The 25,207-nt window shown below is 43.2% G+C and carries 28 protein-coding genes; 7 read left to right on the forward strand and 21 right to left on the reverse strand.

Annotation, left to right across the window (positions count from 1 at the left end; genetic code table 11):
* Positions 1–174: 174 nt before the first annotated feature.
* The 7 genes from G493_RS0108980 to pal form a co-directional block, all read right to left on the reverse strand.
* Positions 175–1,395, reverse strand: coding sequence for an FprA family A-type flavoprotein (locus tag G493_RS0108980; RefSeq protein ID WP_028580105.1), 1,221 nt, complete (start codon positions 1,393–1,395; stop codon positions 175–177).
* A gap of 202 nt (positions 1,396–1,597) precedes the next feature.
* A complete protein-coding gene (locus G493_RS0108985; RefSeq protein WP_028580106.1) occupies positions 1,598–1,945 on the reverse strand; it encodes a DsrE family protein in 348 nt (115 codons plus the stop codon).
* Between the two features lie 290 nt (positions 1,946–2,235).
* Entirely contained in the window at positions 2,236–2,394 is a 159-nt protein-coding gene (rd, locus tag G493_RS32955) for a rubredoxin (protein WP_084813495.1), read from the reverse strand.
* A 236-nt stretch (positions 2,395–2,630) separates the two neighbouring features.
* Positions 2,631–3,005 (reverse strand): desulfoferrodoxin, encoded by a 375-nt coding sequence (locus G493_RS0108995; protein ID WP_028580107.1) that lies wholly within the window; start codon positions 3,003–3,005, stop codon positions 2,631–2,633.
* A 359-nt stretch (positions 3,006–3,364) separates the two neighbouring features.
* Entirely contained in the window at positions 3,365–3,955 is a 591-nt protein-coding gene (locus G493_RS0109000) for a peroxiredoxin (RefSeq protein WP_028580108.1), read from the reverse strand.
* Between the two features lie 58 nt (positions 3,956–4,013).
* The gene (locus tag G493_RS0109005; protein WP_028580109.1) at positions 4,014–4,655 is read right to left on the reverse strand and encodes a Fur family transcriptional regulator; all 642 of its coding nucleotides are present in this window, start codon (positions 4,653–4,655) and stop codon (positions 4,014–4,016) included.
* Positions 4,656–5,186: 531 nt separating this feature from the next.
* Complete coding sequence (gene pal / locus G493_RS32000; protein ID WP_051309164.1) at positions 5,187–5,807, reverse strand: peptidoglycan-associated lipoprotein Pal; 621 nt, start codon at positions 5,805–5,807, stop codon at positions 5,187–5,189.
* 403 nt (positions 5,808–6,210) lie between these two features.
* Here pal and G493_RS0109015 point away from each other — a divergent pair, with 403 nt between their 5' ends.
* The 5 genes from G493_RS0109015 (at position 6,211) to G493_RS0109035 (ending at position 9,333) form a co-directional block, all read left to right on the forward strand.
* Positions 6,211–6,942, forward strand: coding sequence for a basic amino acid ABC transporter substrate-binding protein (locus tag G493_RS0109015; RefSeq protein ID WP_028580110.1), 732 nt, complete (start codon positions 6,211–6,213; stop codon positions 6,940–6,942).
* Between the two features lie 68 nt (positions 6,943–7,010).
* Positions 7,011–7,799, forward strand: coding sequence for an amino acid ABC transporter permease (locus tag G493_RS0109020; protein ID WP_028580111.1), 789 nt, complete (start codon positions 7,011–7,013; stop codon positions 7,797–7,799).
* The gene (locus G493_RS0109025) at positions 7,786–8,526 is read left to right on the forward strand and encodes an amino acid ABC transporter ATP-binding protein (RefSeq protein WP_028580112.1); all 741 of its coding nucleotides are present in this window, start codon (positions 7,786–7,788) and stop codon (positions 8,524–8,526) included. The genes G493_RS0109020 and G493_RS0109025 overlap by 14 nt, the downstream gene beginning before the upstream one ends.
* A complete protein-coding gene (gene arfB, locus G493_RS0109030; protein ID WP_028580113.1) occupies positions 8,526–8,975 on the forward strand; it encodes an alternative ribosome rescue aminoacyl-tRNA hydrolase ArfB in 450 nt (149 codons plus the stop codon). Before G493_RS0109025 ends, arfB begins: the two co-directional genes overlap by 1 nt.
* 58 nt (positions 8,976–9,033) lie before the next feature.
* Positions 9,034–9,333 (forward strand): cupin domain-containing protein, encoded by a 300-nt coding sequence (locus G493_RS0109035; protein ID WP_035274064.1) that lies wholly within the window; start codon positions 9,034–9,036, stop codon positions 9,331–9,333.
* Positions 9,334–9,397: 64 nt separating this feature from the next.
* Here the strand turns inward: G493_RS0109035 and bioD are convergent, their stop codons facing one another.
* The 8 genes from bioD to G493_RS0109080 all read right to left on the reverse strand — a co-directional run bounded on the left by bioD (position 9,398) and on the right by G493_RS0109080 (position 15,336).
* On the reverse strand, positions 9,398–10,099 hold the full coding sequence (gene bioD, locus G493_RS0109040) for a dethiobiotin synthase (protein ID WP_028580115.1): 702 nt from the start codon (positions 10,097–10,099) through the stop codon (positions 9,398–9,400).
* Between the two features lie 64 nt (positions 10,100–10,163).
* Positions 10,164–10,985, reverse strand: a complete 822-nt coding sequence (locus tag G493_RS28570) for a glycerophosphodiester phosphodiesterase (RefSeq protein WP_051309165.1) — start codon at positions 10,983–10,985, stop codon at positions 10,164–10,166.
* 8 nt (positions 10,986–10,993) lie between these two features.
* Positions 10,994–11,767: a malonyl-ACP O-methyltransferase BioC gene (gene bioC, locus G493_RS32005; protein WP_051309166.1), complete on the reverse strand. Its 774-nt coding sequence runs from the start codon at positions 11,765–11,767 to the stop codon at positions 10,994–10,996.
* A 277-nt stretch (positions 11,768–12,044) separates the two neighbouring features.
* Positions 12,045–12,509: an SH3 domain-containing protein gene (locus G493_RS0109060; RefSeq protein WP_028580117.1), complete on the reverse strand. Its 465-nt coding sequence runs from the start codon at positions 12,507–12,509 to the stop codon at positions 12,045–12,047.
* A 9-nt stretch (positions 12,510–12,518) separates the two neighbouring features.
* Positions 12,519–13,427 (reverse strand): 4Fe-4S binding protein, encoded by a 909-nt coding sequence (locus G493_RS0109065; RefSeq protein ID WP_332308211.1) that lies wholly within the window; start codon positions 13,425–13,427, stop codon positions 12,519–12,521.
* Positions 13,409–13,594 (reverse strand): CD1871A family CXXC motif-containing protein, encoded by a 186-nt coding sequence (locus G493_RS34625; protein ID WP_035274066.1) that lies wholly within the window; start codon positions 13,592–13,594, stop codon positions 13,409–13,411. Before G493_RS34625 ends, G493_RS0109065 begins: the two co-directional genes overlap by 19 nt.
* Positions 13,595–13,610: 16 nt before the next feature.
* On the reverse strand, positions 13,611–14,480 hold the full coding sequence (locus tag G493_RS0109075) for a ParB/RepB/Spo0J family partition protein (protein ID WP_028580119.1): 870 nt from the start codon (positions 14,478–14,480) through the stop codon (positions 13,611–13,613).
* Positions 14,481–14,568: 88 nt separating this feature from the next.
* Positions 14,569–15,336, reverse strand: coding sequence for a ParA family protein (locus G493_RS0109080; protein ID WP_028580120.1), 768 nt, complete (start codon positions 15,334–15,336; stop codon positions 14,569–14,571).
* 265 nt (positions 15,337–15,601) lie between these two features.
* On the opposite strand from G493_RS0109080, the gene nadB reads away from it, so the two are divergent.
* Positions 15,602–17,218, forward strand: coding sequence for an L-aspartate oxidase (gene nadB, locus G493_RS0109085; protein WP_028580121.1), 1,617 nt, complete (start codon positions 15,602–15,604; stop codon positions 17,216–17,218).
* 17 nt (positions 17,219–17,235) lie between these two features.
* Here nadB and G493_RS0109090 read toward each other — a convergent pair whose 3' ends face one another.
* Positions 17,236–18,099 carry a hypothetical protein gene (locus G493_RS0109090; protein ID WP_028580122.1) on the reverse strand — a complete coding sequence of 288 codons (864 nt, stop codon included), beginning with the start codon at positions 18,097–18,099 and terminating at the stop codon, positions 17,236–17,238.
* A gap of 189 nt (positions 18,100–18,288) precedes the next feature.
* Here G493_RS0109090 and G493_RS0109095 point away from each other — a divergent pair, with 189 nt between their 5' ends.
* Positions 18,289–18,675, forward strand: coding sequence for a DnaJ family domain-containing protein (locus G493_RS0109095; RefSeq protein WP_035274067.1), 387 nt, complete (start codon positions 18,289–18,291; stop codon positions 18,673–18,675).
* Positions 18,676–18,744: 69 nt separating this feature from the next.
* Here the strand turns inward: G493_RS0109095 and G493_RS0109100 are convergent, their stop codons facing one another.
* The 5 genes from G493_RS0109100 to recA all read right to left on the reverse strand — a co-directional run bounded on the left by G493_RS0109100 (position 18,745) and on the right by recA (position 25,207).
* The gene (locus G493_RS0109100; protein ID WP_028580124.1) at positions 18,745–21,672 is read right to left on the reverse strand and encodes an insulinase family protein; all 2,928 of its coding nucleotides are present in this window, start codon (positions 21,670–21,672) and stop codon (positions 18,745–18,747) included.
* 17 nt (positions 21,673–21,689) lie between these two features.
* Positions 21,690–22,139, reverse strand: coding sequence for a D-aminoacyl-tRNA deacylase (gene dtd, locus G493_RS0109105; protein ID WP_028580125.1), 450 nt, complete (start codon positions 22,137–22,139; stop codon positions 21,690–21,692).
* Between the two features lie 309 nt (positions 22,140–22,448).
* A complete protein-coding gene (locus G493_RS0109110; RefSeq protein WP_028580126.1) occupies positions 22,449–23,177 on the reverse strand; it encodes an RsmE family RNA methyltransferase in 729 nt (242 codons plus the stop codon).
* Between the two features lie 92 nt (positions 23,178–23,269).
* Complete coding sequence (locus tag G493_RS28585) at positions 23,270–23,785, reverse strand: dihydrofolate reductase (protein ID WP_051309167.1); 516 nt, start codon at positions 23,783–23,785, stop codon at positions 23,270–23,272.
* A gap of 366 nt (positions 23,786–24,151) precedes the next feature.
* Positions 24,152–25,207 (reverse strand): recombinase RecA, encoded by a 1,056-nt coding sequence (gene recA / locus G493_RS0109120; RefSeq protein WP_028580127.1) that lies wholly within the window; start codon positions 25,205–25,207, stop codon positions 24,152–24,154.

Consider the following 25,207-nt stretch of genomic DNA (forward strand, 5'->3'; position numbering starts at 1 on the left):
TCAAAGAATTGTATTCAGATACACCTCTTGTTTTAAGGGTCACGGAAAAAAAATTATCCAATCTTGCTTGTCTCTCAACTCGGTAACGTTGTCGCGTCAATGGCTCAATACGGCCAGTATGGTACCATTGACGCGACAACGTTACCAAACCGATATCCTAGGCAATTTTTGAATCTACAGAACGGATTTAACCTCTTTACCTTCCCGCATATCCTTCATGGAAGAAGCAATGGTTTTACCTAATTCTACACATTGGGCAAGATGTTCTTCTCGTGGTACATATTGCACTTTAAGACCTTGATGACACATGGTGAATTTCATTTCTTTGAGGGCATCGTTCATAAGCCCCACTGCTTCACCGGACCAGCCATAGGAGCCGAAACAGGCACCTATTTTATTGGTAGGTCTCAACCCCCGCATATACATGAGAAAACCAGCCATTCTAGGTAGCATGCCATTATTCAGTGTTGGGCAACCCAAAATGACGGCACTTGCTTCAAGAACCACTGTCATTACATCACTGCGGTGATTTATCTGCAAATCGAGAAACGTGTAACTGACACCCTCTTCCTGCAAACCTTCGGCTATACTTCTTGCCATTTTTCTGGTTGATTCCCACATCGTGTCATACACTATTACAACAGTACCATTACCCTGGTTGTTGCACCATTTTGCATAGGCATCAATGATCTTTTGCGGATTGGATCTCCAGACAACTCCATGATCCGGTGCAATCATGTTTATGGGCAACTGCATTTCAGATACCTTGGCCAGAAGCTTTTTTATCAAAGGTGAGTACAAGGTAAGAATATTTGCGTAGTATTTTGTAGCCTCATGCATAAGAACACTTTGATCAACCTGATCATCAAATCTTTCACTGGTGGCAAGATGTTCTCCAAAAGCATCATTGGAAAAAAGAATCTGTTCTTCCTTCACATATGAAAACATGGAATCCGGCCAGTGAAGCATTCTTGTTTCCATGAAACTCAAGGTTCTCTCTCCAAGAGATAATTCGTCCCCGGAAGCAACCACATGATATGGCCAGTCTTCATTATGAAAATGCTGTATTAAGGCCTTTTGACCCATCTTTGAGCAGATAACCTTTTCAGGGGTAACAGCGTTGATGATTTCGGGTAATGCCCCTGAATGATCAGGTTCTACATGATTGACCACAAGATAATCTATCTTTTTCGGATCGATTATGGCTGTAATACAATGTAACAACTCATCAATATAAGTCTTTTTCACCGTGTCGATAAGGGTGACTTTCTCATCAAGTATAAGATAGGCATTGTAAGTGGTTCCGCGTTCTGTGGAGTATCCATGAAAATCGCGGGTCAACCAGTCAATGGCCCCAACCCAATAGATATTTTTTGCTATTTCAATAGGTTTCATAGTTGTATATAAACTGTATCAAGAAACGAGACGCAGGGGATATATAGTTTCTAAACCGGTATCTGGCGGTTGTCAGAGAAAAAATTCAGATCATGCCATTTGAGTACAATAGGCAAAGCTATGTTTTTAATATGATAGCGGTTAGTTGTTTCTGAAAAAAAACGAACTGAGCAAAAAGGGGTATTCTCAGACAGCTTCCAGCTTAAAATGTGAGAACAGTGTACCCTTGCTCCAGGTATTCAGACATTGCCGGATGTCCTGCCATATCACCGATAAGAGGAATTTTTTCCTGTTTAATGTCCTCGGCGGCTCCTAATTTGTTAGAGCAGGCTTTACAAGCCCCGATAATCAAGCCCAACTCTTTTGCCTTGATATATAGTTGATGTAAAAAATGTCCTTCTTTAGCCATCTTAGCCACAAGGGTAACTGCTTCACCTTCCAGTACGATTTTTCCTTCCATGTTTTTTTGATGCATATCTATGGCATTAAGAAGGACATGGATAAAACAAAGAGGATCTCCTCTAAAGGCAAAAAAAATAGTCTTATTCATAGGTGGCTCCCAAAAGATATATTGGTTGAAGGAAGTTGTTTTATGCCTATGCTAGAAAATGTAAGTAAGAGACGTATCGAAAATGGAATCTGTAGAGGCTTGATGTGTGCCTGACAAAATATAATTGCTATAAAAAGGTAAAGAAGAGCTTTTTTATAAGCATCTAAGAGCAAGATAATCCTGATAGCTATCTGTGTGCTACAGGAGAGTTATCACAATAGTATGTGAAAATGTGGAAAGGCAGCTATAAACCTCCGATCATGCATTCATGATCGGAGGTTTATGGTATATCAGGCTTCTTCGAACTCGTCCTTGCCAGCACCGCATGTTGGGCAGACCCAATCTTCAGGAACATCTTCCCATGCAGTGCCTGCAGCTACGCCGTTGTCGGGATCGCCAGCTTCAGGATCGTACTCGTAACCACAAACTACGCATACATATTTTTTCATTACTTTTTTCCTTTTTGAATATCAGGATTTAGAACAACAGACAAGTTATCTCTTTTCTTAGCTGTAAAAGATAACAATACTGTTAAGTTTATGTTTTTTTTGAATAAATAAACTCATACCTGCAAGGATAATGAATTATGCATTCCCTGGGAATGCATGATGATCTCCAGTGCTGGTACAGTAAATTTATAATATCTCGTACATCGTAGAACTTGTAAAAACTATTATGGCTGGGTTCAGGCTTTCCACAGACCATGCAGGTTGCAGTATTCACGGGCAGAGACCTGTTCAGCCTCAACACAGAAGAAAGCTTCCGGAGCTTCTCCTGGATTAAGATTCTGACGATAAACTTTACCATCAGCGATGAGTTCAACCCATTCAATCCAGTGTTTTTCTTCCATGGGGTGAGGTACGGAACCGACTGTGACTTTATAACCACCGTCAACTTTTTCGATTACAGGGACGTGTTTTTCCTGTGCCGCATCCACAGTATTCTCAGACATGAGATCCATTGGTTGCCCACAGCAGACTAATTCTCCGGCCCCTACATGGAGCACTTCTACAATGTTGCCACACAGCGCACATTTGTATACTTCGTTCTGTTTAGTCATCGTTAGTCTCCTTGTTTAGCTGGAATAAGGTATAGATAGGCAGCCATAGCGAAACCTTTCCTTCGTATGAAGGGTACAGCTTATTGGCTGCCGATAGATACTATTGTTACCTAAATGATAAGAAATATCCATAACTATACGCAAATTATCATAGCAGGAATATCTCTCGCACAATAATAGGCTATCTGTTTATTTCTCTGATTCGCACAATATTTTTGAAACAGCTTTTTTTCACTAGGCAGTAACAAATTATGCGTTCAGGGTTGATAGCACAAGTTACGTAAGAGAACTTTTCTGAAAAAATATTTTGCAGTAGTTATGTTATATGCTGCTACAAATTTGTCCGCAATATATTCAGATTAGTTGTGCTTGGTTAAGTAGTCTGCCACCCCTTCAGCCGTAGGTTTCATAGCGTCCTCACCGTCTTTCCAGTTAGCTGGACATACATCTCCATATTTCTCATGGAATTGTAACGCATCTACCATGCGTAGTGCCTCTTCAATATTTCTGCCTAGGGGCAGGTCGTTGACCACGGCGTGACGTACAAGACCTTCCTTGTCTATCAGGAAGGTACCGCGGAGGGCTATTCCTACATCTAACAATACACCGTAATTACGAGAAATTTTTTTGTCAAGATCAGCAACAAGCGGGTACTGAACCTGGCCAATACCTCCTTGGTTCACAGGAGTATTTTTCCAGGCAAGATGTGAAAATTGTGAATCAATTGAAACACCTATAATTTCACAATTTTTCTCCTGAAATTTTGAGAGATGTTTATTGAATGCGAGTATTTCCGATGGGCAGACAAAGGTAAAATCAAGTGGATAGAAAAAAAGAATGACATATTTACCACGATAATCAGAAAGTTTGAAATCTTCTTTTATGGAGTTATCTGCAAGAACAGCGGTTGCAGTGAAATCAGGTGCCGGTCTTGTAACTAATGTGTTCATGATGAAGATCCTTTATGTAAAAATATGAGATATATATTATATTTGAATATAAGCTTCTTTAATCGAGAGCTTTTTTCCCTTCTTCGGTTATTTCGTATTTGCATCGGACAGGACTTGCGACATAACCCTTTTTTTTCAAAGCAGTTATTTGACAACTGATTTGCTTAGGCTCCAGACTGGTTACAGAAGCGATGTCCTTACTGCCACAAGGGTCATTGCTTTTAGCGAGGGCTTCAAGTACTTCTTTTTGTTTGTCACTTAATTCGCATGATGAACAGCCCATTTTATTATCTCCTTCTAGTTCCTTTTTTTGTTTTTTTCGGCAATCAGGGCAAATACCATAAAATTCTATTCTGCATCCCGAAATGCGATAGCCTTTTTGTTCTTTTTGACGGACAACTATTTTTTGCGTTTTGGGTAGATTTATGTTGTCCACACGGTGACATTTGACACAGTAAATATGATCGTGTTCCTCTAGATCATAGTCAAAGCGTTTTTGCCGACCGCTTATTTCAACCTTGCTTATTACGCCGGCTTCGAAAAGAATTTCCAGATTTCGATACACCGTTGCGAGACTGATCCTTGGCAGTTTTTTTCTAATTCGCTCATACAATTCATCCGCAGTTGGATGGCTTGTCGATTTCCTCAGTTCAGCGAGGATAATTTCACGCTGATGTGTCATTCGTAATGTATGTTTCATGCTGAGATTTATTCTCTATTAATATTTAAAACTAAATGTACATAGTAATTATTATCAAGTCAAGAAAAAAAGTTATCCGTTAAAAATCAGGAGGTTTTGTTCACATAGAAGCGTGAAATCTCAAGAACCTCTATATATAAAATTTCGGTAATATTCCGATGGAATCTGGCTCAAACGGGTTAGTCTGGAAGGCTTACCTGATCAAAATCGCGATTGCCAAAATATGAAGCGCCTTTGGTCAATTACAGTTCGGAGGTAAGTGAAACCAAAAAGATACAGACTCCGTGATGAGTTATAAGAATGCTTTTTGAAAAATGAGGTGGGATAAAATGAGTTTCCAGGGGAAACGAGAACGATCAGGGTCACGGAAAATAACAAATATCCACAACTTTCGTAGGATATCGGTTTGGTAACGTCGTCCTGTCAAAGGTTCCATACTGACAGTATTGAGCCATTGATGCAACGACGTTACCGAGTTGAGAGACAAGCAAGATAGGATAATTTATTTCTTCCGTGGCCCTAAAAGGATAACTATTCCAGAATGAAATCGTCACGTCGATTTTGCGAAAAATCAAAATCACTTTGCCCGGTGAATAGCGGACGTTCTTCGCCATAGCTAATTGTACGAATACGGTATTCTTCAACACCGAGCTCTATGAGATAATTCTTTGCATTCTGGGCACGGCGTTCACCAAGGGCAAGGTTATACTCATTGGTCCCTCGATCATCACAGTTGCCTTCGACAAGGACGTTTTGATTTGGATTAGTTTTGAGATAGTCGGCATTATGTTCAATTCTCTGAATCTGGTCACCACGTATGGTTGCCTGATCGAAATCGAAGTACACAGGTTGCATTTCCATGGACGAACGACCATAGGTCTGCTTATATTCGTCACTGTTTTTATCTCCAGCAAAGCCTAAACTGCCAACATTTTCCCCGTTAAGAGGTGCAGAATCCAGAGATTCTTCGCTTGGACCCAGCTCTTCTGTAATCGTACCCCTACCATTGGAGTAGTCGATGGATTTTCCTTCAGGCATGTTGCTGCCTGCTTTTGACGTGTATGGGCCTACCTGTTTTTTGCCGCAACCTCCAAGCATGAGAACTGTTGCGGCTATTGCACATGCAATGGTCAAGCGTTTGGGCGTAGTCATAGAGATTTCCTCGTTCAGTGTGACAGATGATTGGCTACATAACACCGATTTATAACGGTTTATTTATCGGTGAGTCAAGGGAAACCTAACAGAGCGTTGTCTACAGGGTATGGACGATGCCGATGATATACTGTATGCATAATGGTAATTATTAAAGATTTTATCAGCCGGTTGTAAGGAATAATTTCGAATAGCTTCATTGTTTGGAGAGCATTTTATGTTACCGTTATGCATTAAAAAAAACGACATATTTTGTGTCAGGTTGTACGAAAAAAATAGCTCTATCAGATTGTTGAAAACCGGCAAAGCAGTCAATCTTTATACTTTTTATTGCCGATGTGCGACATGAATGGTACATGGTTGAACTTCAGATACTAATTCATATTTATGGGGGTTATCTCTTATGAAGAAATTGCTTTTTGTCTTAGGAATGTTCCTGATTTTATGTAATTCTGCATGGGCGGAAAAGGAAATAGTTTTTGCTACAGATGCTACTTGGCCCCCCATGGAGTTTGTCAATGACCAGAAACAGGTTGTTGGATATGCAATAGATTATATGACAGCTGCCGGAAAAGAAGCCGGTTTCAAGGCTGTTTTTAAAAACACTGCCTGGGACGGCATTTTTGCGGGCCTGGCAGCCAGCAAATATGATGCTGTTGCTTCTTCTGTTTCCATAACAGAGAAAAGAAAAAAAGCCATGGACTTTTCCGAGCCATACTTTACCGTTCGTCAGGCCTTGATTGTTGCGAAAGATTCAGCCGCCAAAAGCCTGGAAGATCTCAAGGGGCAGAAAGTCGGCGGTCAGATAGGTACCACCGGATATTTCACAATAAAAACAGTGGACGGTCTTGAGGCAAAATCCTACGATGAAGTTGGGTTGGCCATGGAAGATCTCAATGTCGGCCGCATTGCAGCAGTGGTTTGTGATGATCCTGTTGCAGCGAACTATGCACTGGATAAATATAAAGATACTCTCAAAATAGCTGCTGTTATGGAAAGCGGCGAAGTTGAAAATTACGGTGTCGCTGTAAAAAAAGGAAATAAGGAAATTCTCGACCTTATAAATAAAGGAATAGCTGCCGTTAAAGAGAAGGGAATTGACAAGGAACTTCAGGAAAAATGGATAGGCCAGTAAATCCCGCTCATATTAATATGCAATAACCGGGCTCCTGAGCCCGGTTTTGTTTTTCAGATAGTGAAGATATGTCTAAAGACGATATAACCAAGATCGAAGTTGGCGATGGTGCGGCCATTCCTTCTCCTGATGATAAAGGCCTTGTATCGGCTTGGTGGGTTGCCCTGATAGGCACTGTCGGGATGTTGATTGCCTTGCCAGTGCTCAAGCCTGACCCATACCTGACCATACTTAAATTTGTGCCTGATGGCATTGTTGTTACCTTTGAAGTAACAATCCTGGCAATTGTATTCGCCATCATTATAGGCCTTTTAACCGGTTTGGGAAGGCTATCCAGCAACCGCTTTATCAATATGATAGCCTCACTCTACGTGGAAGTGGTACGGGGCATTCCATTACTGGTGCAATTGTTTTATATTTATTTTGCCCTGGGACGTATTGTCCGTGTCCCTGATATTGTAGCAGCAGTAATTGCCATGGCGTTTTGTTATGGGGCATATATGGGAGAAGTCTTCCGTGCAGGTATCAGTTCCATTGATCATGGTCAAACAGAAGCCTCTCTTTCTCTCGGATTTGATAAAAAACAGACCATGGCCTATGTGGTACTACCCCAGGCTTGGAGAACTATCCTGCCACCAGTTGGGAATGAGTTTATAGCCCTGCTAAAAGATACTTCTCTTGTTTCCATTCTCGCCGTGGCTGATATTTTACGCCGGGGTCGGGAATATGCAGCTGAGAGTTTCAACTATTTTGAGACCTATACCATTATTGCTCTCATCTATCTGTTGATTACACTCCTTCTTTCCAAACTTATAAGCGCTATGGAGTACCGTTTAAGCCATTATGAACGTCGTTGAGCCGATAATTCAAATACAGAATATCAATAAATATTTTGGTGCTTTTCACGCTTTGAAAAATGTGAGTCTGGATATCGCACCTGGCGATAAAATTGTGGTTCTGGGACCTTCAGGGTCTGGAAAATCGACTTTACTCAGGACCATTAATAAATTGGAAACCATAGATTCCGGCACCATCATCGTCGATGGGCATGATCTTACCGATCCCGAAGAGGATATCAATGCTATTCGCATGGAATTAGGTATGGTTTTCCAGAGTTTTAACCTATTCCGTCACCTTTCAGTGCTGGATAATCTTACCCTTGCGCCTGTAAAACTCAAAAAAATGGAAAAATCACAGGCCAATGATATTGCCTTGCGTCTGCTGGACAAAGTTGGGTTACGAGACCGGGCTGGTCACTATCCAATTCAGCTTTCTGGTGGTCAGCAACAGCGTGTAGCCATTGCCAGAGCACTGGCAATGGAACCCAAAATCATGCTTTTTGATGAGCCGACATCAGCTCTGGATCCTGAAATGATAGGTGAAGTCCTTGATGTCATGGTTACCCTGGCCAAAGAAGGAATGACCATGGTTGTGGTAACCCATGAAATGGGGTTTGCCAGAGAGGTGGCTGATCAAGTGGTGTTTATGGATCAGGGGGCGATCGTTGAACAGGCTTCTCCTGATGTCTTTTTTGATAATCCACAGCATCAACGCAGCAAGTTGTTTTTGCAACAAATATTGTAATGGAAAGAGACTGGAGCACAGAAAAGGAAGTACAGATCATACCGTCACTGTCTATACCCATGGCAGAACTGCACTTTCGTTTTTCACGGAGCGGAGGTCCCGGGGGGCAGAACGTTAATAAGGTTAACACGAAAGTAACGCTGCTGTTTGAACCTGCCAACTCAGCTTCACTCACTCTGCAACAAAAAGAGTGTATATTCAATAGATTGGCTAATAGGATCAATCAGGCCGGGCAGCTGCAGATTCAGGCCAGTGAATACCGAACTCAGCAGGGCAACAGGAATGCTGCCATAGATCGCTTTGCAACCCTCTTACGTGGCGCCTTGCATACTCCTAAGAAACGAAAAAAGACAGTGGTTTCCAAAAAGGCAAAAGAGCGGCGGATCAAACTTAAAAAAACTCGATCTTTACTCAAACGTTCAAGGGGAAGGGTGGCCGGGGAAGAGTAATGCTTTTCCTGAAACTATTCTTCCACTTGGTACATTTCAGTTTACGTGAGGTGTGACCATGAAACAACTTGCTCCGGGGATATGTATAGAAACTCTTGTTGCCGGAGATTTGACCCATATGGTTAAATTTCATCTCTCAGGCGGAGCAGAATTGCCTGTTCATTCCCATCCCCATGAGCAGACAGGTTACCTGCTGAGTGGTCGAATAACCTTATGTGTTGGAGATACAAACATTGAGGCTGTGCCGGGAGATAGCTGGTCTATTCCCGGAAATATCGAGCACAGTGCCCAGGTGCATGAAGACTCAATTGCCCTGGAAATTTTTTCTCCTGTCAGGGAAGATTATCTTGAAGAGTAATCTGGCCCCCTGTCTCTCCATGATCGCCTGATTGAGGCATGAGCCAGCTTAGCAAACCAGCTTGCTAAGCCAGATCGAATGTTTGCAGGGAGTTAAGTAAAATCTGCCAGTTTACAGCCATACTTTCACGTATGTCTGGCAGCAAGAGCACATGGGAAGGAAAACCATAGTCCTTGAGTGCTTTTTTACATTCTGCGAGTGTATCCTGGACAATTTCTCCGCCTGTAGCCTTATACAGATTGTATACCAACCCAAGCACCTGGACGTTTCGGTTCTTTAAGGCCTCAAGACTTAACCTGGTGTGATTAATTGAACCAAGCTTTGGGGAAGTAACTAGAATCATGGGGTATTTTTTTTCTGCCAGGTAGTCAATGAGAAGGAGATCCTCATTCAGAGGAACCATAAGACCTCCAGCTCCTTCCACCAGTAACCATTCATGTGCCTGCTGTAACTGGAGCGTTGCCTGATCAAGTACTTCAGCTTCAATTCTTTGCTGAACCAGCCTTGCTGACAGGGCAGGGGAGGCCGGTTTGGGAAAAACATAGGGGCAGGTAGTTCCCTGAAGATCAAATGGTGTCTGCTTGATGCCCATCATCTTTCTATGCAGCAAGATATCCTCAGACACATCTTTGCATCCTGTTTGCACCAGTTTCAGCGTTGTTACTGTTTTTCCCATCTTATGGAGATAGGAAGCCAGAAGACCGGTAACAATGCTTTTGCCAATATCCGTATCAATACCTGCAATACTAACAGTTGTACAAGACATACTCTTTTACCACATGTTTAATGTTTTCTTAATGTGTTGATTTTCCGTATTATTACAGGATGCTTTATTCAAGAAAATCAGTGAAAACAGAATGAACTCCCATCTCAAAAAGTTCTTTTTTCCGGTTGGGATCATTTACCGTATATACATTAACAAGGATTTTTTTTGCTCCCAGTTCAGCAATCAGATTTGAATCAACCATATCATCAGCAGGATGGTATGCGATCACGTTAAGCGTTGAAAGATACTCCATGAGATTCTCTGGATGCTGTTCTTCAACCAGGGCAGCGGTTGCTATCCGATGATTTTTATAGCTGCAGAATTGAAGGTAGTGATGGTTGAATGATGATATAAGCACCCTATCAGTCATTTTTGCCCGGTCAATATCATATAATACCCTGTTAACAAGTGTTTCGCCTGCTTTTGAGTTTTCAAGATCCTTGAGTTCAATATTGATTGGCAGATCCTGTTTAGCTGCCCAGTCGAGAATTTCAAAGAGCGTAGATATTTGCTGGGGAAGCAATTTTTCAAGCTTTTTTGTATCAACTTTGCCTGAAGCAATTGTCTGAAAAGGATCTTTGGCAAGAAACCAGGAACCCATGTCCAATTGAACGAGTTCGCTCAGAAGAAGATGCGATACACGATTTTCACCGCTAAAGGGATTCTTCAACTGGTCAATATTGCTGGTTCGGGTAAGAGTTGCATCGTGTATAACCACAGGGATTTCGTCCCTGGTCAGACGAACATCAAGTTCTATGTAGTCACAACGTCCCAGAGAACCTGTGAAAGCTGCCCTGGTATTTTCCGGGAAGCGACTTCGATACCCCCGGTGTGCTGCAATATAAGGAGGATGTGGAAAAAATAATCGCCAGGGGTGTTCTTTCATGTTTACCACTATATTGTATGTTTGGGACGGGCCATGAAATACATGGGGTGATAGGTTAGCCGTACACCCTGTTCTTCGGCAAACCGCTCTTTATATTCCCTGATAAACTGTTTCAATTGCCTCGGTGTCCATGCTTTGGTTCCAACGGCATTGACTCCGGTCTGGCGAAGATGCTGCAGAACCGCCATTGGTGAAGGGAAAAAGAGCAGATCCTGGGATTCAAATTCTTTGATCACTGTAAAACATTGACTCGCATATCCAAGAATCGTAGACAGGGATTCATAGGCTAGACCAATCTGTGTGATATCTCTGATTTCCTGCAGATTATGTGTGCCGTAGAGTGAAATTGCCAATAATCCATTGGGATGCAGGTGCTGATGAAGCTTCGCAAATAGAGCTGGCAGGTTATGCATCCAGTGAAAGGTTGATGAGGACACTATGAGGTCATATGTACCTGTAAGCTCGATAGACTCAATATCACCGCTTATAAATGTCCCTCGGCCATTGATGGTGGAAATTTTTTGTTCCACATAGGGCCGGAAGGATTCAACCAGGTCTATGGCTGTGAAGGTGATAACATCAGGAAATTTTTGAATAAGCCTTCTGGTGAGCAACCCGGTACAGCAGCCGACTTCAAGTATGGAAGAGGGCGGCTTTGTAAGGAGAGGGCATAGAGAACCAAGGAGTTCATCAGCTACAATGTGTTGGATGGCTGCCTGTTCTTCGTAGGTTGAAGCAGCTTTGGCAAACCGCTGCTCAATGAGTTTTTTGTTTGGAATCATTGTTTTTAGGCATTTTCAGCCCGTATTTGCCATAGCTTTTAAAGATAGTAACACCTACAACAACATTGTCCAGCCACATTGCATAACTCGCTGCACAGCTTATAAAACAGTATCTGCAAAAGAGGCGCAGGTTTACCGAATTGTCTATTATGGTAAGCTCAGGACGGCAAATCTGTTGTATTGACAAGGTATTGATACACCACAGTATACCTGTTTGTACAGCCCTCCCTGTACATTAGGGATTCAGGTGCAGGGAAGGCCGTACCTTATGAAGGAATCAGTATCCCCACAGTAGACTACGTTTAATCCAACCTGTAATGCCTTTTTCGTGTTCAACATGCACCCAGCCATTCTTTTGCTCCAAAGTCTTGAATACGACCCCATAATAAGCTTGTGCAACGATGCGATTGTTTGTTCCCGGACCACTGCGGACATTGATTTTTCGTTTGGTTTTTTTATGTACATTGACAATCATATGAGGAGATGAAGTGGTAACCATCTTATGTACCCAGCCAACACTGCCTTCAAAATCCTGCACACGGTACCAGTCTCCTTTCTGTGTGAGAACTTTTAAAGGAAAACCTGAGCCAAGCTGCCAGAGCACCTTGTATTGTGTTCCAGGGCCTGAGCGCATATTGATGTCGTCTCCTTTGATAGAGAGCATTTTAGCAGAGGCGATGGAAACCTGGAGGAAAAATAAGAGACTGATGATGAGGAAAAAACAACAAGATTTCGCTTTCATAAACTGCGGCTATGGGTGATGGTTTACGGATTGGGTCGAGTGTGGATACAGCTTGAAACCCGCCAAGTCGACAGATATTGCGTTAAAGGTACAAGCTTCGGTCATGCATTTCAAGCAATTGATGCACTCAGGGCTGTTTGGAGTCTCATTAAAATGAATTTCCACCGGACACACAGAATGGCATGCTTTGCAATTGGTACATCGTTGCGGGTCTAATTGAAGACGGACGAGACTGACTCGATTAAAAAGGCCATAAAAAGCACCCAGGGGGCAGGTTGTACGACAGAAGGGGCGTGAGCTGCAGGTAGACCAGCCGAGATAGGCGAGCAGAATAAGCAATTTGCTCAAGAAAAGCAGGCCTGCGGCTGCGCGTAAATATGGAGTAAGTGCAAGCATGGGCAGTCCTGCTTCCAGTGTACCTGCTGGACATATGTATTTGCAGAACCAGGGATACCCCAGACCATTGTCATGCACTATGAACAAGGGCAGAAAAAAAATGAAGAGAATCAGAAACAGGTATTTGCCGTATCTGAGCGACGGATATATGGAAAATTTTTTGGTAGGTAGGGCATAGAGTATTTCTTGGAGTAATCCGAAGGGACAAGCCCATCCACAGATAAATCTTCCCAAGCTAGCTGCCAGTATTCCCATGGATCCAAGCACGTAAGCACCAAAAAAGGAACTTCCCATACTCAAATTAAAACGAATAGTCGCAAAAAGCTGCTGCAGACTGCCTAAAAGGCAATAACTGGTAGACGCGGGGCAGGAGTAACAGTTTAAACCAGGGGCACAAATTATTTTAAGAGGCCCCTGATACAGTGAGCGTGTGAATGGAAATAGCCAGAAACCGTTTGATAGAAATATCCAGATGGTTTGAACCCATCTCCGTAAACACTGCATTACCCGATACCAATGCATTCAAGACAGATTGACTTTGCCTGCTCCAATACTCTGCCGGGTTCGCCGGTACCTATACCAATGAGCCAGAGAAGGAGAAAAAAGAAAATCAGGAATAAGGGCATTTTACGTAAAGACGGCTTTTCTTTTTTTGCTGTCAGCTTGTGCCTGTATGTTGCTGAGCCCATCACTACATTTCAGAATTTATTCTTTGGATAAGAGGCTTACCAGACGATCCAGGTCATCACTGGAATAGTAATCAATTTCCAGTTTACCCCGTTTGCCATTTTGGACAATGCGCACTTTTGTGTTGAGACGGTTGGTAATCTGGGTGACCACCGTGGTGCAGTACTGTTTTGGTAATCCTTCTGGTTTAACAGTTTTTTTCTGCTCTTCCGCTGCAGAGGCTTTTGTCTCTTTGCAGAGCTTTTCTGTGGCCCGGACACTGAGGTCTTCTTTGATGATTTTGTCCCGGACTTCCTGCATCCTTCTGGGATCATCTTTCAAGCGCAACAATACCCGTGCATGGCCTTCACTGAGATTTCCATAGGAAACATCATTTTGAATAGAGTCTGGAAGATTGAGCAGTCGTAGAACGTTGGTGACAGTTGACCGTTTTCGGCCAACCTTTTTAGCAACTTCTTCCTGGGTGAGATTGAATTCTTCAACCAGTCTGGAATAGGCCAGCGCTTCTTCAATGGGGTTGAGATCATGGCGCTGGATGTTTTCAATCAAGGCTAACTCCAGATTAGTCGAATCATCCTTTTCTTCCATGACTACCACAGGGACCTCTTCCTGTTGAGCCATTTTGGCTGCACGTAGTCTTCGTTCTCCAGCAATAAGGTTGTATCGGTTGTTTTTGCTTCTAACTACTAAAAGGGGCTGTATAACGCCTTTTTCTTTAATGGACTCACAGAGTTGCTCTAGTTTATCCGGATCAAAATACGATCTCGGTTGATCTGGGTTTGGGTCTATCTTGTCGATATCACACAGAAAAAAACGCTCCTCATCTTCTTGAGGTTCTGAGGAGAGCAGGGCTCCAACCCCTCTGCCGAGGACACTCTTTTTACTCATTGGTTATTTTTCCTTCATGATAGCCTACTTTGAAAGGTGTAAGGACAACTGTAGGTAGTATTAATCCTCACTGTCCATTACATAGGCGTTAGTTAATTCTGTCGAGAAATTCTGTGCTCAACTTGATGTATGCTTTGGCGCCATTGCAGCTGTTATCATACTCTATGATCGTTTGACCATGGCTGGGGCTTTCGCTCAAACGGACATTGCGAGGAATGAAATTTGTGTATACCTGATCCTTAAAGTGCTTACGGATTTCCTTGGCAACAGAATAGGTTAACTTGTTACGGCGATCATACATGGTCAATAGCAGCCCTTCTATGTAGAGTTCCCTATTGAGCCCTTTTTTCACCCGTCGGATAGTGTTAATAAGTTGAGCAAGCCCTTCCAGGGCAAAGTATTCGCACTGCAAAGGAATAAGCACTGAGTCTGCTGCTGTGAGGCTGTTTAGGGTCAGCAATCCCAGGGAAGGGGGGCAGTCGATAAAAATAAAGTCAAAATCATCCCGAACCTGGCGAAGAATTGATTTAAGTCTTTTTTCCCTGTTTTCATGATTGATGAGTTCTATCTCCACGCCAACCAGATCAATGGAAGCTGGAAGAATATAGAGATTTTCAAGATTTGTTGGATGGATACAATCCTTTGCCTCCTGGGTACCAATGTAGCAGTTATAAATGGTTCCATCGTTTCCTTCTGCAACGCAACCAACACCACTGGAGGCATTTCCCTGGGGATCGGAATCCACCAGTAAAATCTTTTTTTTGTTAACCGCGAGTGCGGCTGAAAGGTTCAACGCAGTTGTTGTTTTGCCCACGCCCCCTTTCTGGTTGGCTAAAGCCACAATTTTAGCGCACACACTATTGCTCCATGTAATTGTGTCTGTCCGGAGGTGGTGGTACAAGTCACCACACCTGCTAAATGTTTAAAAAAATCAAAGAATAGCAGCTCTCAATTCTTGAAACATGAGCAGGAGTTTCTTCCCCGTGCAGAACGAGTCTTACTTTATTGACGAAAACAAAAAACAGTATACTATACTCTGCCGTGTCAGAGTACATTTCTCTGCCGCGTTAAACGAATTTTTTCCTCATGTTTCACGTGAAACATGAGAAATTGGAGGCGTGATGAAGTACGATAGCGATGTTTTGGTGATTGGTAGCGGTATCTCAGGGTTGTCGTTTGCTCTCAAAGTTGCCAAGTTTGCGACAGTGACGCTGGTAACAAAAAAAGAAAAAGATGATACAGCAACTAATCTCGCACAAGGGGGCATAGCAGCAGTTCTTTCTGTTGAAGATTCAGTCGACGCGCATATTCAAGATACACTAATATCAGGGGATGGAATTTGCGATGAAAAGATTGTGGAACTGGTAGCTAAAGAAGGCCCTGACAGAGTGCGAGAACTGGTAAACCTCGGTGTTCGTTTTCAAAAAGGTAAACAAGGGGAAGAGTTTGACCTTGGTATGGAGGGAGGGCATTCTGCACGCAGGGTTGCCCATGCCTACGACCTTACGGGACACGAAATTGAGCGGGCGTTACTGGAGCAGATAAAAGACAATCCGCGTATTGAACTGCTTGAAAATCATCTTGCCATCGACTTGTTAATTGAATCCAAAGTGAAACATCGCAAGTCTTCTCCACAGGATAGCGGGGATCGCTGCTTAGGTGCCTATGTTTTAAACAGGCAGAGCGGAGCTGTTCGTACACGGCTGGCAAGGGTGACTGTTCTGTGTACAGGTGGTTGCGGTAAAGTGTATTTATATACTACCAACCCGGATATTTCCACAGGTGATGGTATTGCCATGGCATACCGAGCTGGTGCCAAAGTTGCAAATATGGAATTTGTTCAGTTCCATCCAACCTGTTTTTTTAATTGGGAAGCAAAAAATTTCCTTATTTCGGAGGCTGTAAGAGGAGAGGGTGGTGTGCTGATCAATGCACAGGGGGAAGCCTTCATGAAAAAATATGATAAACGTGGCGACCTCGCAACCAGAGATGCCGTAGCGAGGGGCATTGATGCTGAAATGAAAGAGAGTGGTGCAGATTGTGTGTATCTTGATATTACACATAAATCTGCTGATTTTTTACAGACGCGTTTCCCCAATATTTATGCAACCTGTAAGAAATATGGTATCGATATAGCCGAGCGTCCCATTCCTGTTGTACCGGCTGCTCACTACATGTGTGGAGGGGTTCTGGTTGATCAATATGGACAATCTTCGCTAAACAATCTCATGGCCCTAGGAGAAACTGCATGTACCGGCTTACATGGAGCCAATCGGTTGGCCAGTAATTCGTTGCTGGAGGCGGTTGTTTTTGCCCATCGAGCTTCTCAATATCTGGAAAAGCAGATCAATGAGTACAGACAACAGCCATGTTATGATGTTGAACCTTGGAAAACAGGTGGGGCGGCAACACTTGATGAGTCGATTCTTATCAATCACAATTGGGATCAGGTTCGCAGGCTGATGTGGAATTATGTTGGTATCGTTCGTCGAACAAAACGACTCAACCTGATGCAGACAAGATTAGATTGGATGTTGAAAGAAATAAAGGATCATTTCTATGATTATCTTTTGACGGCCGATTTAGTTGAGTTACGTAACCTGGCAGTTATTGCTGATTTGATAGTTCGCAGCGCCAGTCAACGGCAGGAGTCAAGGGGGTTGCATTATACACTTGATTATCCCAATCGAGACGATACGAACTGGAAGAAAAACACAGTCCTGTCTCGAAAGGGATAAGGCACGGATTGGTTAAACTATTTCGAAAGCATTTCTTTTAGCATATTCATTCCCTGTTCAATTTCTTCAAGGGATGGCTCATCAGATTCCTTTTCTCCAGAGGGCGGTATTAACCCGGTTGGTATCATACTTGCCGGGTTAGACTGCAATTTCTCCGCACCATCTGGTTGTTTCAATGTATCCACAATTGAATGGATAGCCTGTTCCATGATTGATTCTTCCTGGGTATTGTGTGTGACCTGAATATCCTTTGGGCCGGAGAAGACTTCTTCAGGAGGAATATTTTTCGTATCTATGGAGGTGGCTTCAACAGCAGTATTCATACCCATGATGGATGTGGAGGAGCGCATAACAATATCTGTACCGTGGAGAAGATAGGTTGTGCTCATAGATTCGATGGTAACTTTATCGCAACTATATCCAAGGATTTTCTCTGCATTCTTTTCCGTTGTACCATTGAGATTGATCATCAGCGACGGACCGACTTGTTTGATGTTGGCATCAAAATTCTTCTTTTCTTCTTTGCTGAGTTGTTCATACGCCTGTTGATAGATAAGTTTTGGATTTTTTACTTTATCGGCTTCACCTTCGGTCAGATCATAACTGATAATCCATTCGGGTGTGGTAATTTCAATGGACTGCGATGTGGTTGTCATTCCCATCATGGAAGAAGTAGTTGTATTGTGCACAGCACGGAATGCACCATTATCTTTTACATACAAGGTTTCTGTACCTTTTTCAGTGCCAGTAAGGGTGTAATGAATTGTAGCCTGTTCAAAGGGTAGGGTAAATTCCCATGGTTTATTCTGCGCTTCACTATTTGAAACATACAGGCAGAGTAGGCAAAGTGCCGTACAGCAGAAAAGATGTAATTTGTGCATGCAGATCTCCTTTTTTAGGATATGATAATAAAGAAAGAAAAGCCAGCGGTTGCATGTGAGTATACTTTGCCGTAAAGATCCCAAGTACTGCTAAACGATGATCGCTTGATCGAAACTTTATTGCAATAACACCCATACCCACATATGGCTGAAGACTCCCCGATAATCTAAAACAATGTATCGAGAATAATGTTGACTGCAATACATTTTATTGCTGAACGTCGAATTGAAGAGGCTATGGAGAACGGTACGTTACCTGATCTCTCCCATTGGAAAAACAAGCCCTTGCCCAAAGACGATATGGAACATGTTCCAGCCGACTTGAGAATGGGATACAGAATATTAAAAAATGCTGGTTATCTCCCGGAAGAGGTAAGTCTGAGAAAAGAAATTCATCGCACAGAAGATCTTCTTCGGCAAACGACTGATGAAAAAAGTAAGTATAAGCAACTTAAAAAATTACATTATCTGGTTTTCAAACTGGAGACCAAGATGGGGAAGACATTGAATCTGGATGAGGATTCTCCATACTATGAAAAAGTGGTGGATTCCATAGAGGTGAGATCAAAGAAATAACAGGAAACTAGCTGGAATGAAATGAAAAAAACAGCCCATCAATACGTCATATTGATGGGCTGTTTGCGTTTACAGGGCCAACGTGTCGTCAAAGACGATGTCTGCACCTTTGATTTTGGCTTCATTACCAATGGTAACTTTAACACTTTCATCCCTCAGACGACTGAACAGAGGGGCGTACTGTAAGAGATCCTCTTTGGTTGTCGAAAGTATTTCCTGTATCCGTTTTTGTTTGAAATCAACAGAAACGCCATTCAGAAAATCATTACGCGCATTGATCCCTTTTGCTGCAGGACCTTGATGGGGAGTAAATGTGCCGTATGTTCCTATGATCAATTGACTAAGGGCATCCGGGGTAAGTTTCACTTGTTCAATGGCCCGTTGCAAATCATCATACGCCGCATAGGTTTTATCAACCTGCGGATCACGGTAACTCACCAGACCAAAGTTGCCTGTTAAGTGGTTGAATTGCACAAAACAACCATACGCTCCTCCCATCTGCCGTACCGTGTTCCATAGGTAATCTCTGGATATCCATGTCTTCAGCACTTCAAAAGATCCATGGTATGCATCATTTTGTTGAAAAAGAGAACATCCCTGGACGTTGTAGACAATTTCCGAAGAGGTGCAAAAAGCCTGGGTCGCGGGAAATGAGGTAAATTGATCGGAAGAATCCGGGGTAATACCATTATCAGAAAGGGCATCCAATACAGAAGGAACAGCACGTTGAAAACGGGAAATGTCGTCTGTTTCAGCCGTGATATTCATGAATAAACCCTGTCGATGTAAAATGGTACAACGGATGGTTTCTAGAGCTGATAAGAATTGACCTTCATTTTCCGTATAGGACTGAGCCAGTTGTTTCAGGTTCAGATAGGCGTAAGCACCATTGACATATTCATTGTACTTGCCAGCTGTACTCAGGTGGCTGAATACCCTGCTGGTAGCGAGGGTATATCCTTCGCTCTGCACAGAATGCTCAGCCCAGGCGAATTCACGTTGCACAATCTCTGCTATACGTTTTCTGTTTGAGAGATCCAGGTCTCTGATGACTTCGCTTATGAGAGCCAGGGAACGGTCAAGATTTGTGGAAAGGGTTTTCAGGGACAACCAAAGAATAGGGGAGAGTGGCTTTGCCTGTTCCTTGTTCAGGTAGGTATTAAAGGAGTGACTGAATCCACCGGTGTATGTATTGATCTGTTTTGCAAATTGTTTGTAGTCAAGTGTTGTGGTTCCCAGCTCTGTAATGAGAACGCCAAAGAGATCAAGGTAGGGTAGAACATTCAGGGGCAGTTTGCTGCAATCAAAACCGAAATCAATATAGCAGATGCTGTTTGTCGGTAAATCACTGACCAGAAGAGGGGTGTTATCTATTGTATAGGTTGCTGCTTTGTGAATAGGAGGTGTAGGGTCAAGGTCATCAATGGTCAATGAGGGTAATAGATCCAATGTGGCCTGATCTGTGGCTGTGGCCTGGAGTGCTGTGAGTTCCTGAGTTCTAAGAACAAGTGAACTTCTCTCTTCAGCACTCATCTGTTTTGTATAGTTCTGTAACCTGTTTTGCTCTCGCTGTCTGTTGGCAATAAGCCGCTCTGGGTCTGGACGCAGCATAACCGTGGCTGTGGCCTGGTTGTCCAGAAGGTATTCTTGAACCAGTTTTTCAAAATATCCACCTTGCGCAACCTTTTCCCGAATATCCCGGAGGATGGGATTTAGGTCAAGGGGATCAAAAGGATCCATACCATATTTCATTGCAGGAAGGGCTTTACCTATAAGATCGAGCCCCCGTTGGGCTTTGTTCATTTCCTCCCGTAAATTGAATTCAAATTTATTCAATTCGGCCAGGACAAGTTCCTGGTCAAGTCCCTTCTGGACCATTTCCTCAAGAGTCGTCTTGTACAAGTCCTGAAATGGTTTACACTGTTCCGGGTCAGCACCGACAAGGTATGTCATCATGACAGTCCTGTGGGCACTGTTGGCCAGGAAAACTCCTCCAAAATCTTTACAGAGCCCAGCCTCCGTTATTGCATTTTTTAGAGGAGACGCATCGGAGTTGAACAGGATATGGGCAATGATTTGAAAAGCAGTGTTCTTTGTCCTTTCATCCACTGTCCCTATGAGACTGCTTACCGCAAGATACGTTTTGTTTTTCAGGTCAGCGTCAGGCTGGACAGGGTAGGTGTCGTCTATGAAAACTGGCTGATCAATAACTGTCCCCGTAGCAATAACTGCTGGATCAACCTGTGTATCAAAGGCTTGTAAAAAATTATCTTCCACATATTGCAGTTCTTGTTCAAGATCCGCATCGCCATAGAAAAAGAGAGTGCAATTGGATGGATGATAGTGACTTTTGTGAAAGTCTACAAAAGCCTCATAGGTAAGGTCTGGAATATAGGCAGGGTCGCCACCGGATTCATGGGAATAGGTGGAACCGGGTAACAGACCTTCAAATGTATTGTGAAAAAGAGCGCGGATTGGGTCGGAAAATGCTCCTTTCATTTCGTTAAAAACAACACCTGAAAACTGGATATCCTGGTCCGCTTCTTCCAGGTGATAATGCCAGCCTTCCTGTTCGAAGGTGGTTTTCAGCAAAAGCGGATTAAAAACAACATCACAGTATACATCCATGATGTTGAAATATTCGGTGATATTGCGCGTAGCGTAGGGATACCATGTGGTATCAGAGCCGGTCATGGCATTAAGGAAGGTCATGAGACCGCCTTTATGAATTTCACCAAAGACATCCTTGACGGGATATTTGCTTGAACCCATGAGTACGGAGTGCTCCAGGATATGGGCGACTCCGGTTGAGTCTTCAGGAATAGTGTTGAAAGATACACAAAAGGTTTTATTGCTATCGCTATTTTTTATGGCCAGAGCTTTACAGCCAAGCCGTACATGTTTGAACAGATATACATCAGAATGAAGTGAATCCATTCTACGTTTATCGACCAGAAGAAAATTATGATATTGTTTGCCAGGAATAAACTCAGTCATTGAATCTCTATATGTGGTTAAAAAAGTTTATGGGAATCCAAAAGCATGGTTACTGGACCACTGTTTACGAGTGAAACCTGCATGTCAGCCTGAAACACACCTGTTTCCGTGGTCACATGTCTTTGACGACATTTTTCAATAAACTGCTCATACATGGTTTTAGCTTTTTCTGGTGGTGCAGCAGATGACCAACTAGGTCTCCGACCCTTTCGACAATCGCCATATAGCGTAAATTGCGAAACGACCAATAGCTTGCCTTGTACGTCCAGAAGGGACAGGTTCATGCGTCCCTCATTATCTTCAAAAATACGCAGGTTCAGAATTTTATCAACCAGCCATTGCAGGTCCTTTTCCGTGTCATCACTGTGAACACCGAGGAGGATAAGAAGACCGTGATCAATGGAACCCGTGCATTGATCGTTGACATTTACGTGAGCTTTACTCACCCTTTGAAGAACAGCTCTCATATCATTGTACGTCCATTTAAAGAGAAATAAAGGGAGGAGAACGGGTATATCAGGGAAAGTGTACTTTATCTGACAGGTTTTCCTCCCTTGCATTGCGATGGTGCTTCCTGAAAGACCATAAGTATGCATCATACTCTCTGCCAGTTATGAAATCTCTTTCTCGAACTGATAAAATTGAATTGTAACCTTAGGGTGGGGTAAATCAATTGAATACAGCATAATTATCGGGAAATTTCAGAAAAAACTACCAGTGCGGCAACCGGAAGACTATGACAGGAAAATGGATCAGGGAAAGAGGAAGAAAATACTCTACAGCTGTACTGTTGTTTGCGTGAGATATTTCAGAATGGAACAGGCAGCTAAGGCGGCAGTTTCTCCACGCAAAATATATTCACCAAGACTTACAGGACAAAAGCCCCGACCTAAAAAATAGGTTGTCTCCTCATCATGCCAACCTCCTTCCGGTCCAATAAGGACAGATACCGGGCCAGGAGTTGCGGACAAGGCCAGCTGTTTTGCTGTGTGTCGTTCATCCTCATGGGCTATGAATTTGTGTAGATAGCCGTCAAGAGGGATTTCCTCTAGTTCTGAATAAAGTGTCAAGGTCATGGGAACTGGACGGCGACATTGTTTGCAAGCTTCAACAATAATGCGCTGCCAACGTTCCATTTGCGAGTCCACAGTTTTACCGGCAGCATAGTACTGACTTGGAAAAAGGATGCAGTGTTCAACGCCCAGTTCTGTGGCTTTCTGGAGTATAAAATCCATTTTTTTACCTTTAAGCAGCGCCTGTATTAATGTGAGAGGGTAGAGGGGCGCTACAGGAGACTCGTGTTCACAGGATTCAATTTCAGCACAGACACTGTTTTTATTCACAGTAAGTAAACGTGCCTGGAGTATTCTACCTGTACCATCGAAAAGTTCGACTTTATCACCGACACGGAGTCGTAAAACACGGCAAATGTGGTGAGCTTCCTGACCGGTTAGATATACCTGGGTGGATTGAATACTTTGAGGTTCGATAAAAAAACGTCGCATATGTACCGTATGAAAGATTGATGATAGTTGAGAAGTGATGGGCTGTATTCTACCTGGACAATGTTGCACGTGCAACATTAGCCGGACAATGATCAGGCAGGGGAAGACATGTCTGTAAAGACATGCCTCCGTCGATAACAGCGTATGGTGTAAGAGGGTGTCCCGATAACCCGTACACAGCCTGTTTCTTGAAATACTGACTGGTTGATGTCTGGAAAATAGGCATCGCCGTCAATATGGACATCTACCGTGGTTAAGACAATTGTTTCGGTACATGGCAAGGCCTGGGTATACAGCTGCTGGCCACCAATAATGTATACAGGTTGTTCAGGGGGACAAATTTGAAGGGCCGATGACAGACTGTGACAGACCTCACACCCTGGAGCTGTAAACGTTGTGTTATGGGTAATGATAATATTGGTTCTCTGGCTTAAAGGTCCTGGAAGGGAAACAAATGTTTTGCGCCCCATGATCACTGTGCTGTTAAGGGTCATGAACCGAAAAAAACGCTGCTCAGAGAGAATGTTCCATGGAATTTTTCCACGGCAGCCGATCACTCTTTCAGGAGTCATCGCTGCAATAAGAATAACATTATGGGCGTTGTACATTGAGGCCTGTGATTGTTGGATAGCTAGGTTTACAGCGTGCAGAGGATAAGCAATGCGTAAAAGATAATGCAAAACCCATCATAGGGGAAGTGGCTCAGCTTTACAACTCTCTTGTATGTATCACTTTTTATTGGGAACCTGAGGGAAGTGGGCCAAAGCAGCATATTGTATGTAGGTCAGATTGATCGTGCAAAGATCAGGTGCACTGTGATCAGTTACATTCTATCTATTAAAAAGAAATGCTGGGTAAGGTGAAAATGTGAGCTGAGCATGTGCACGATATGTCCAGGATGAATAAGGATGGCAAGGACGAAAAGGTCCGTCTGGTCGGATAGAAGCCAACCAGACGGAAGAAGAATGGACAGGTTACTTGTCTTCGGAAGGTGTCGGCTCGGTGTCTATCTGCCCAGGGGCGGCTATGCCAAGTCCAAGACGGAGCTTGGTGTCTATATCCATGAGCATGTCAGGATGCTCCTTGAGAAAGGTTTTAGCGTTCTCACGTCCCTGACCAATTCGTTCGTCATTGTAGGAGTACCATGCCCCACTTTTGTCTACAATGTTATGTTCAACACCAAGATCAAGCAGGTCGCCAACTTTGGAGATACCCTCCCCGTAAACAATGTCAAATTCAGCAATTTTGAAGGGTGGAGCTACTTTATTTTTAACAACCTTCACCTTGGTCCGGTTACCGATAACTTCCTGACCATCCTTGATCTGATTTGTTTTACGGATATCAATACGGATTGAACTGTAAAATTTCAACGCATTACCACCTGTGGTGGTTTCAGGGTTACCGAACATAACACCGATTTTCATCCTGATCTGGTTTATGAAAATCAGGACCGTGTTAGTACGTTTGATTACCCCTGTAAACTTCCGCATTGCATGGGACATCAATCGTGCCTGCAGACCAACATGCTGATCGCCGACATTGCCGTCTATTTCAGCTTTGGGTACAAGGGCTGCAACAGAGTCGATAACAATGACATCAAGTCCTCCGCTGCGCATGAGAATTTCTGTGATCTCCAAAGCCTGTTCACCAAAATCCGGTTGTGATATGAGCAGATTGTCCACATCAACACCAAGGCGTTCTGCGTAACTGGTATCCAGTGCGTGTTCTGCATCAATAAATGCAGCATTACCACCCATTCTCTGTGCCTGGGCAATCACGTGCAGAGCGAGGGTTGTTTTACCGGATGATTCAGGTCCATAGATTTCTGTTATACGGCCTCTTGGAAAACCACCAACTCCAAGGGCCAGATCTATGGATAGAATACCTGTGGGGACAGCCGGAACATTCTCCCGCTCATCACTTCCCAGACGCATAATAGCCCCTTTGCCAAACTGGCGCTGAATCTGGGTAATGGCGCTATCCACGCTTTTCAGTCTACCTTCGCTTATACTTTCTTTGGACGCAGCCAT

The organism is Desulfogranum japonicum DSM 18378 (assembly GCF_000429945.1).
Lineage (GTDB): Bacteria > Desulfobacterota > Desulfobulbia > Desulfobulbales > Desulfobulbaceae > Desulfogranum > Desulfogranum japonicum.

What these genes read in the sequence shown, in the direction of transcription:
- G493_RS0108980 (WP_028580105.1), bottom strand. Translation starts at nt 1,395, where the DNA reads ATGAAACCTATTGAAATAGCAAAAAATATCTATTGGGTTGGGGCCATT.
- G493_RS0108985 (WP_028580106.1), bottom strand. Translation starts at nt 1,945, where the DNA reads ATGAATAAGACTATTTTTTTTGCCTTTAGAGGAGATCCTCTTTGTTTT.
- rd (WP_084813495.1), bottom strand. Translation starts at nt 2,394, where the DNA reads ATGAAAAAATATGTATGCGTAGTTTGTGGTTACGAGTACGATCCTGAA.
- G493_RS0108995 (WP_028580107.1), bottom strand. Translation starts at nt 3,005, where the DNA reads ATGACTAAACAGAACGAAGTATACAAATGTGCGCTGTGTGGCAACATT.
- G493_RS0109000 (WP_028580108.1), bottom strand. Translation starts at nt 3,955, where the DNA reads ATGAACACATTAGTTACAAGACCGGCACCTGATTTCACTGCAACCGCT.
- G493_RS0109005 (WP_028580109.1), bottom strand. Translation starts at nt 4,655, where the DNA reads ATGAAACATACATTACGAATGACACATCAGCGTGAAATTATCCTCGCT.
- pal (WP_051309164.1), bottom strand. Translation starts at nt 5,807, where the DNA reads ATGACTACGCCCAAACGCTTGACCATTGCATGTGCAATAGCCGCAACA.
- G493_RS0109015 (WP_028580110.1), top strand. Translation starts at nt 6,211, where the DNA reads ATGAAGAAATTGCTTTTTGTCTTAGGAATGTTCCTGATTTTATGTAAT.
- G493_RS0109020 (WP_028580111.1), top strand. Translation starts at nt 7,011, where the DNA reads ATGTCTAAAGACGATATAACCAAGATCGAAGTTGGCGATGGTGCGGCC.
- G493_RS0109025 (WP_028580112.1), top strand. Translation starts at nt 7,786, where the DNA reads ATGAACGTCGTTGAGCCGATAATTCAAATACAGAATATCAATAAATAT.
- arfB (WP_028580113.1), top strand. Translation starts at nt 8,526, where the DNA reads ATGGAAAGAGACTGGAGCACAGAAAAGGAAGTACAGATCATACCGTCA.
- G493_RS0109035 (WP_035274064.1), top strand. Translation starts at nt 9,034, where the DNA reads ATGAAACAACTTGCTCCGGGGATATGTATAGAAACTCTTGTTGCCGGA.
- bioD (WP_028580115.1), bottom strand. Translation starts at nt 10,099, where the DNA reads ATGTCTTGTACAACTGTTAGTATTGCAGGTATTGATACGGATATTGGC.
- G493_RS28570 (WP_051309165.1), bottom strand. Translation starts at nt 10,985, where the DNA reads ATGAAAGAACACCCCTGGCGATTATTTTTTCCACATCCTCCTTATATT.
- bioC (WP_051309166.1), bottom strand. Translation starts at nt 11,767, where the DNA reads ATGATTCCAAACAAAAAACTCATTGAGCAGCGGTTTGCCAAAGCTGCT.
- G493_RS0109060 (WP_028580117.1), bottom strand. Translation starts at nt 12,509, where the DNA reads ATGAAAGCGAAATCTTGTTGTTTTTTCCTCATCATCAGTCTCTTATTT.
- G493_RS0109065 (WP_332308211.1), bottom strand. Translation starts at nt 13,427, where the DNA reads ATGCATTGGTATCGGGTAATGCAGTGTTTACGGAGATGGGTTCAAACC.
- G493_RS34625 (WP_035274066.1), bottom strand. Translation starts at nt 13,594, where the DNA reads ATGGGCTCAGCAACATACAGGCACAAGCTGACAGCAAAAAAAGAAAAG.
- G493_RS0109075 (WP_028580119.1), bottom strand. Translation starts at nt 14,480, where the DNA reads ATGAGTAAAAAGAGTGTCCTCGGCAGAGGGGTTGGAGCCCTGCTCTCC.
- nadB (WP_028580121.1), top strand. Translation starts at nt 15,602, where the DNA reads ATGAAGTACGATAGCGATGTTTTGGTGATTGGTAGCGGTATCTCAGGG.
- G493_RS0109090 (WP_028580122.1), bottom strand. Translation starts at nt 18,099, where the DNA reads ATGCACAAATTACATCTTTTCTGCTGTACGGCACTTTGCCTACTCTGC.
- G493_RS0109095 (WP_035274067.1), top strand. Translation starts at nt 18,289, where the DNA reads ATGTTGACTGCAATACATTTTATTGCTGAACGTCGAATTGAAGAGGCT.
- G493_RS0109100 (WP_028580124.1), bottom strand. Translation starts at nt 21,672, where the DNA reads ATGACTGAGTTTATTCCTGGCAAACAATATCATAATTTTCTTCTGGTC.
- dtd (WP_028580125.1), bottom strand. Translation starts at nt 22,139, where the DNA reads ATGAGAGCTGTTCTTCAAAGGGTGAGTAAAGCTCACGTAAATGTCAAC.
- G493_RS0109110 (WP_028580126.1), bottom strand. Translation starts at nt 23,177, where the DNA reads ATGCGACGTTTTTTTATCGAACCTCAAAGTATTCAATCCACCCAGGTA.
- G493_RS28585 (WP_051309167.1), bottom strand. Translation starts at nt 23,785, where the DNA reads ATGTACAACGCCCATAATGTTATTCTTATTGCAGCGATGACTCCTGAA.
- recA (WP_028580127.1), bottom strand. Translation starts at nt 25,207, where the DNA reads ATGGCTGCGTCCAAAGAAAGTATAAGCGAAGGTAGACTGAAAAGCGTG.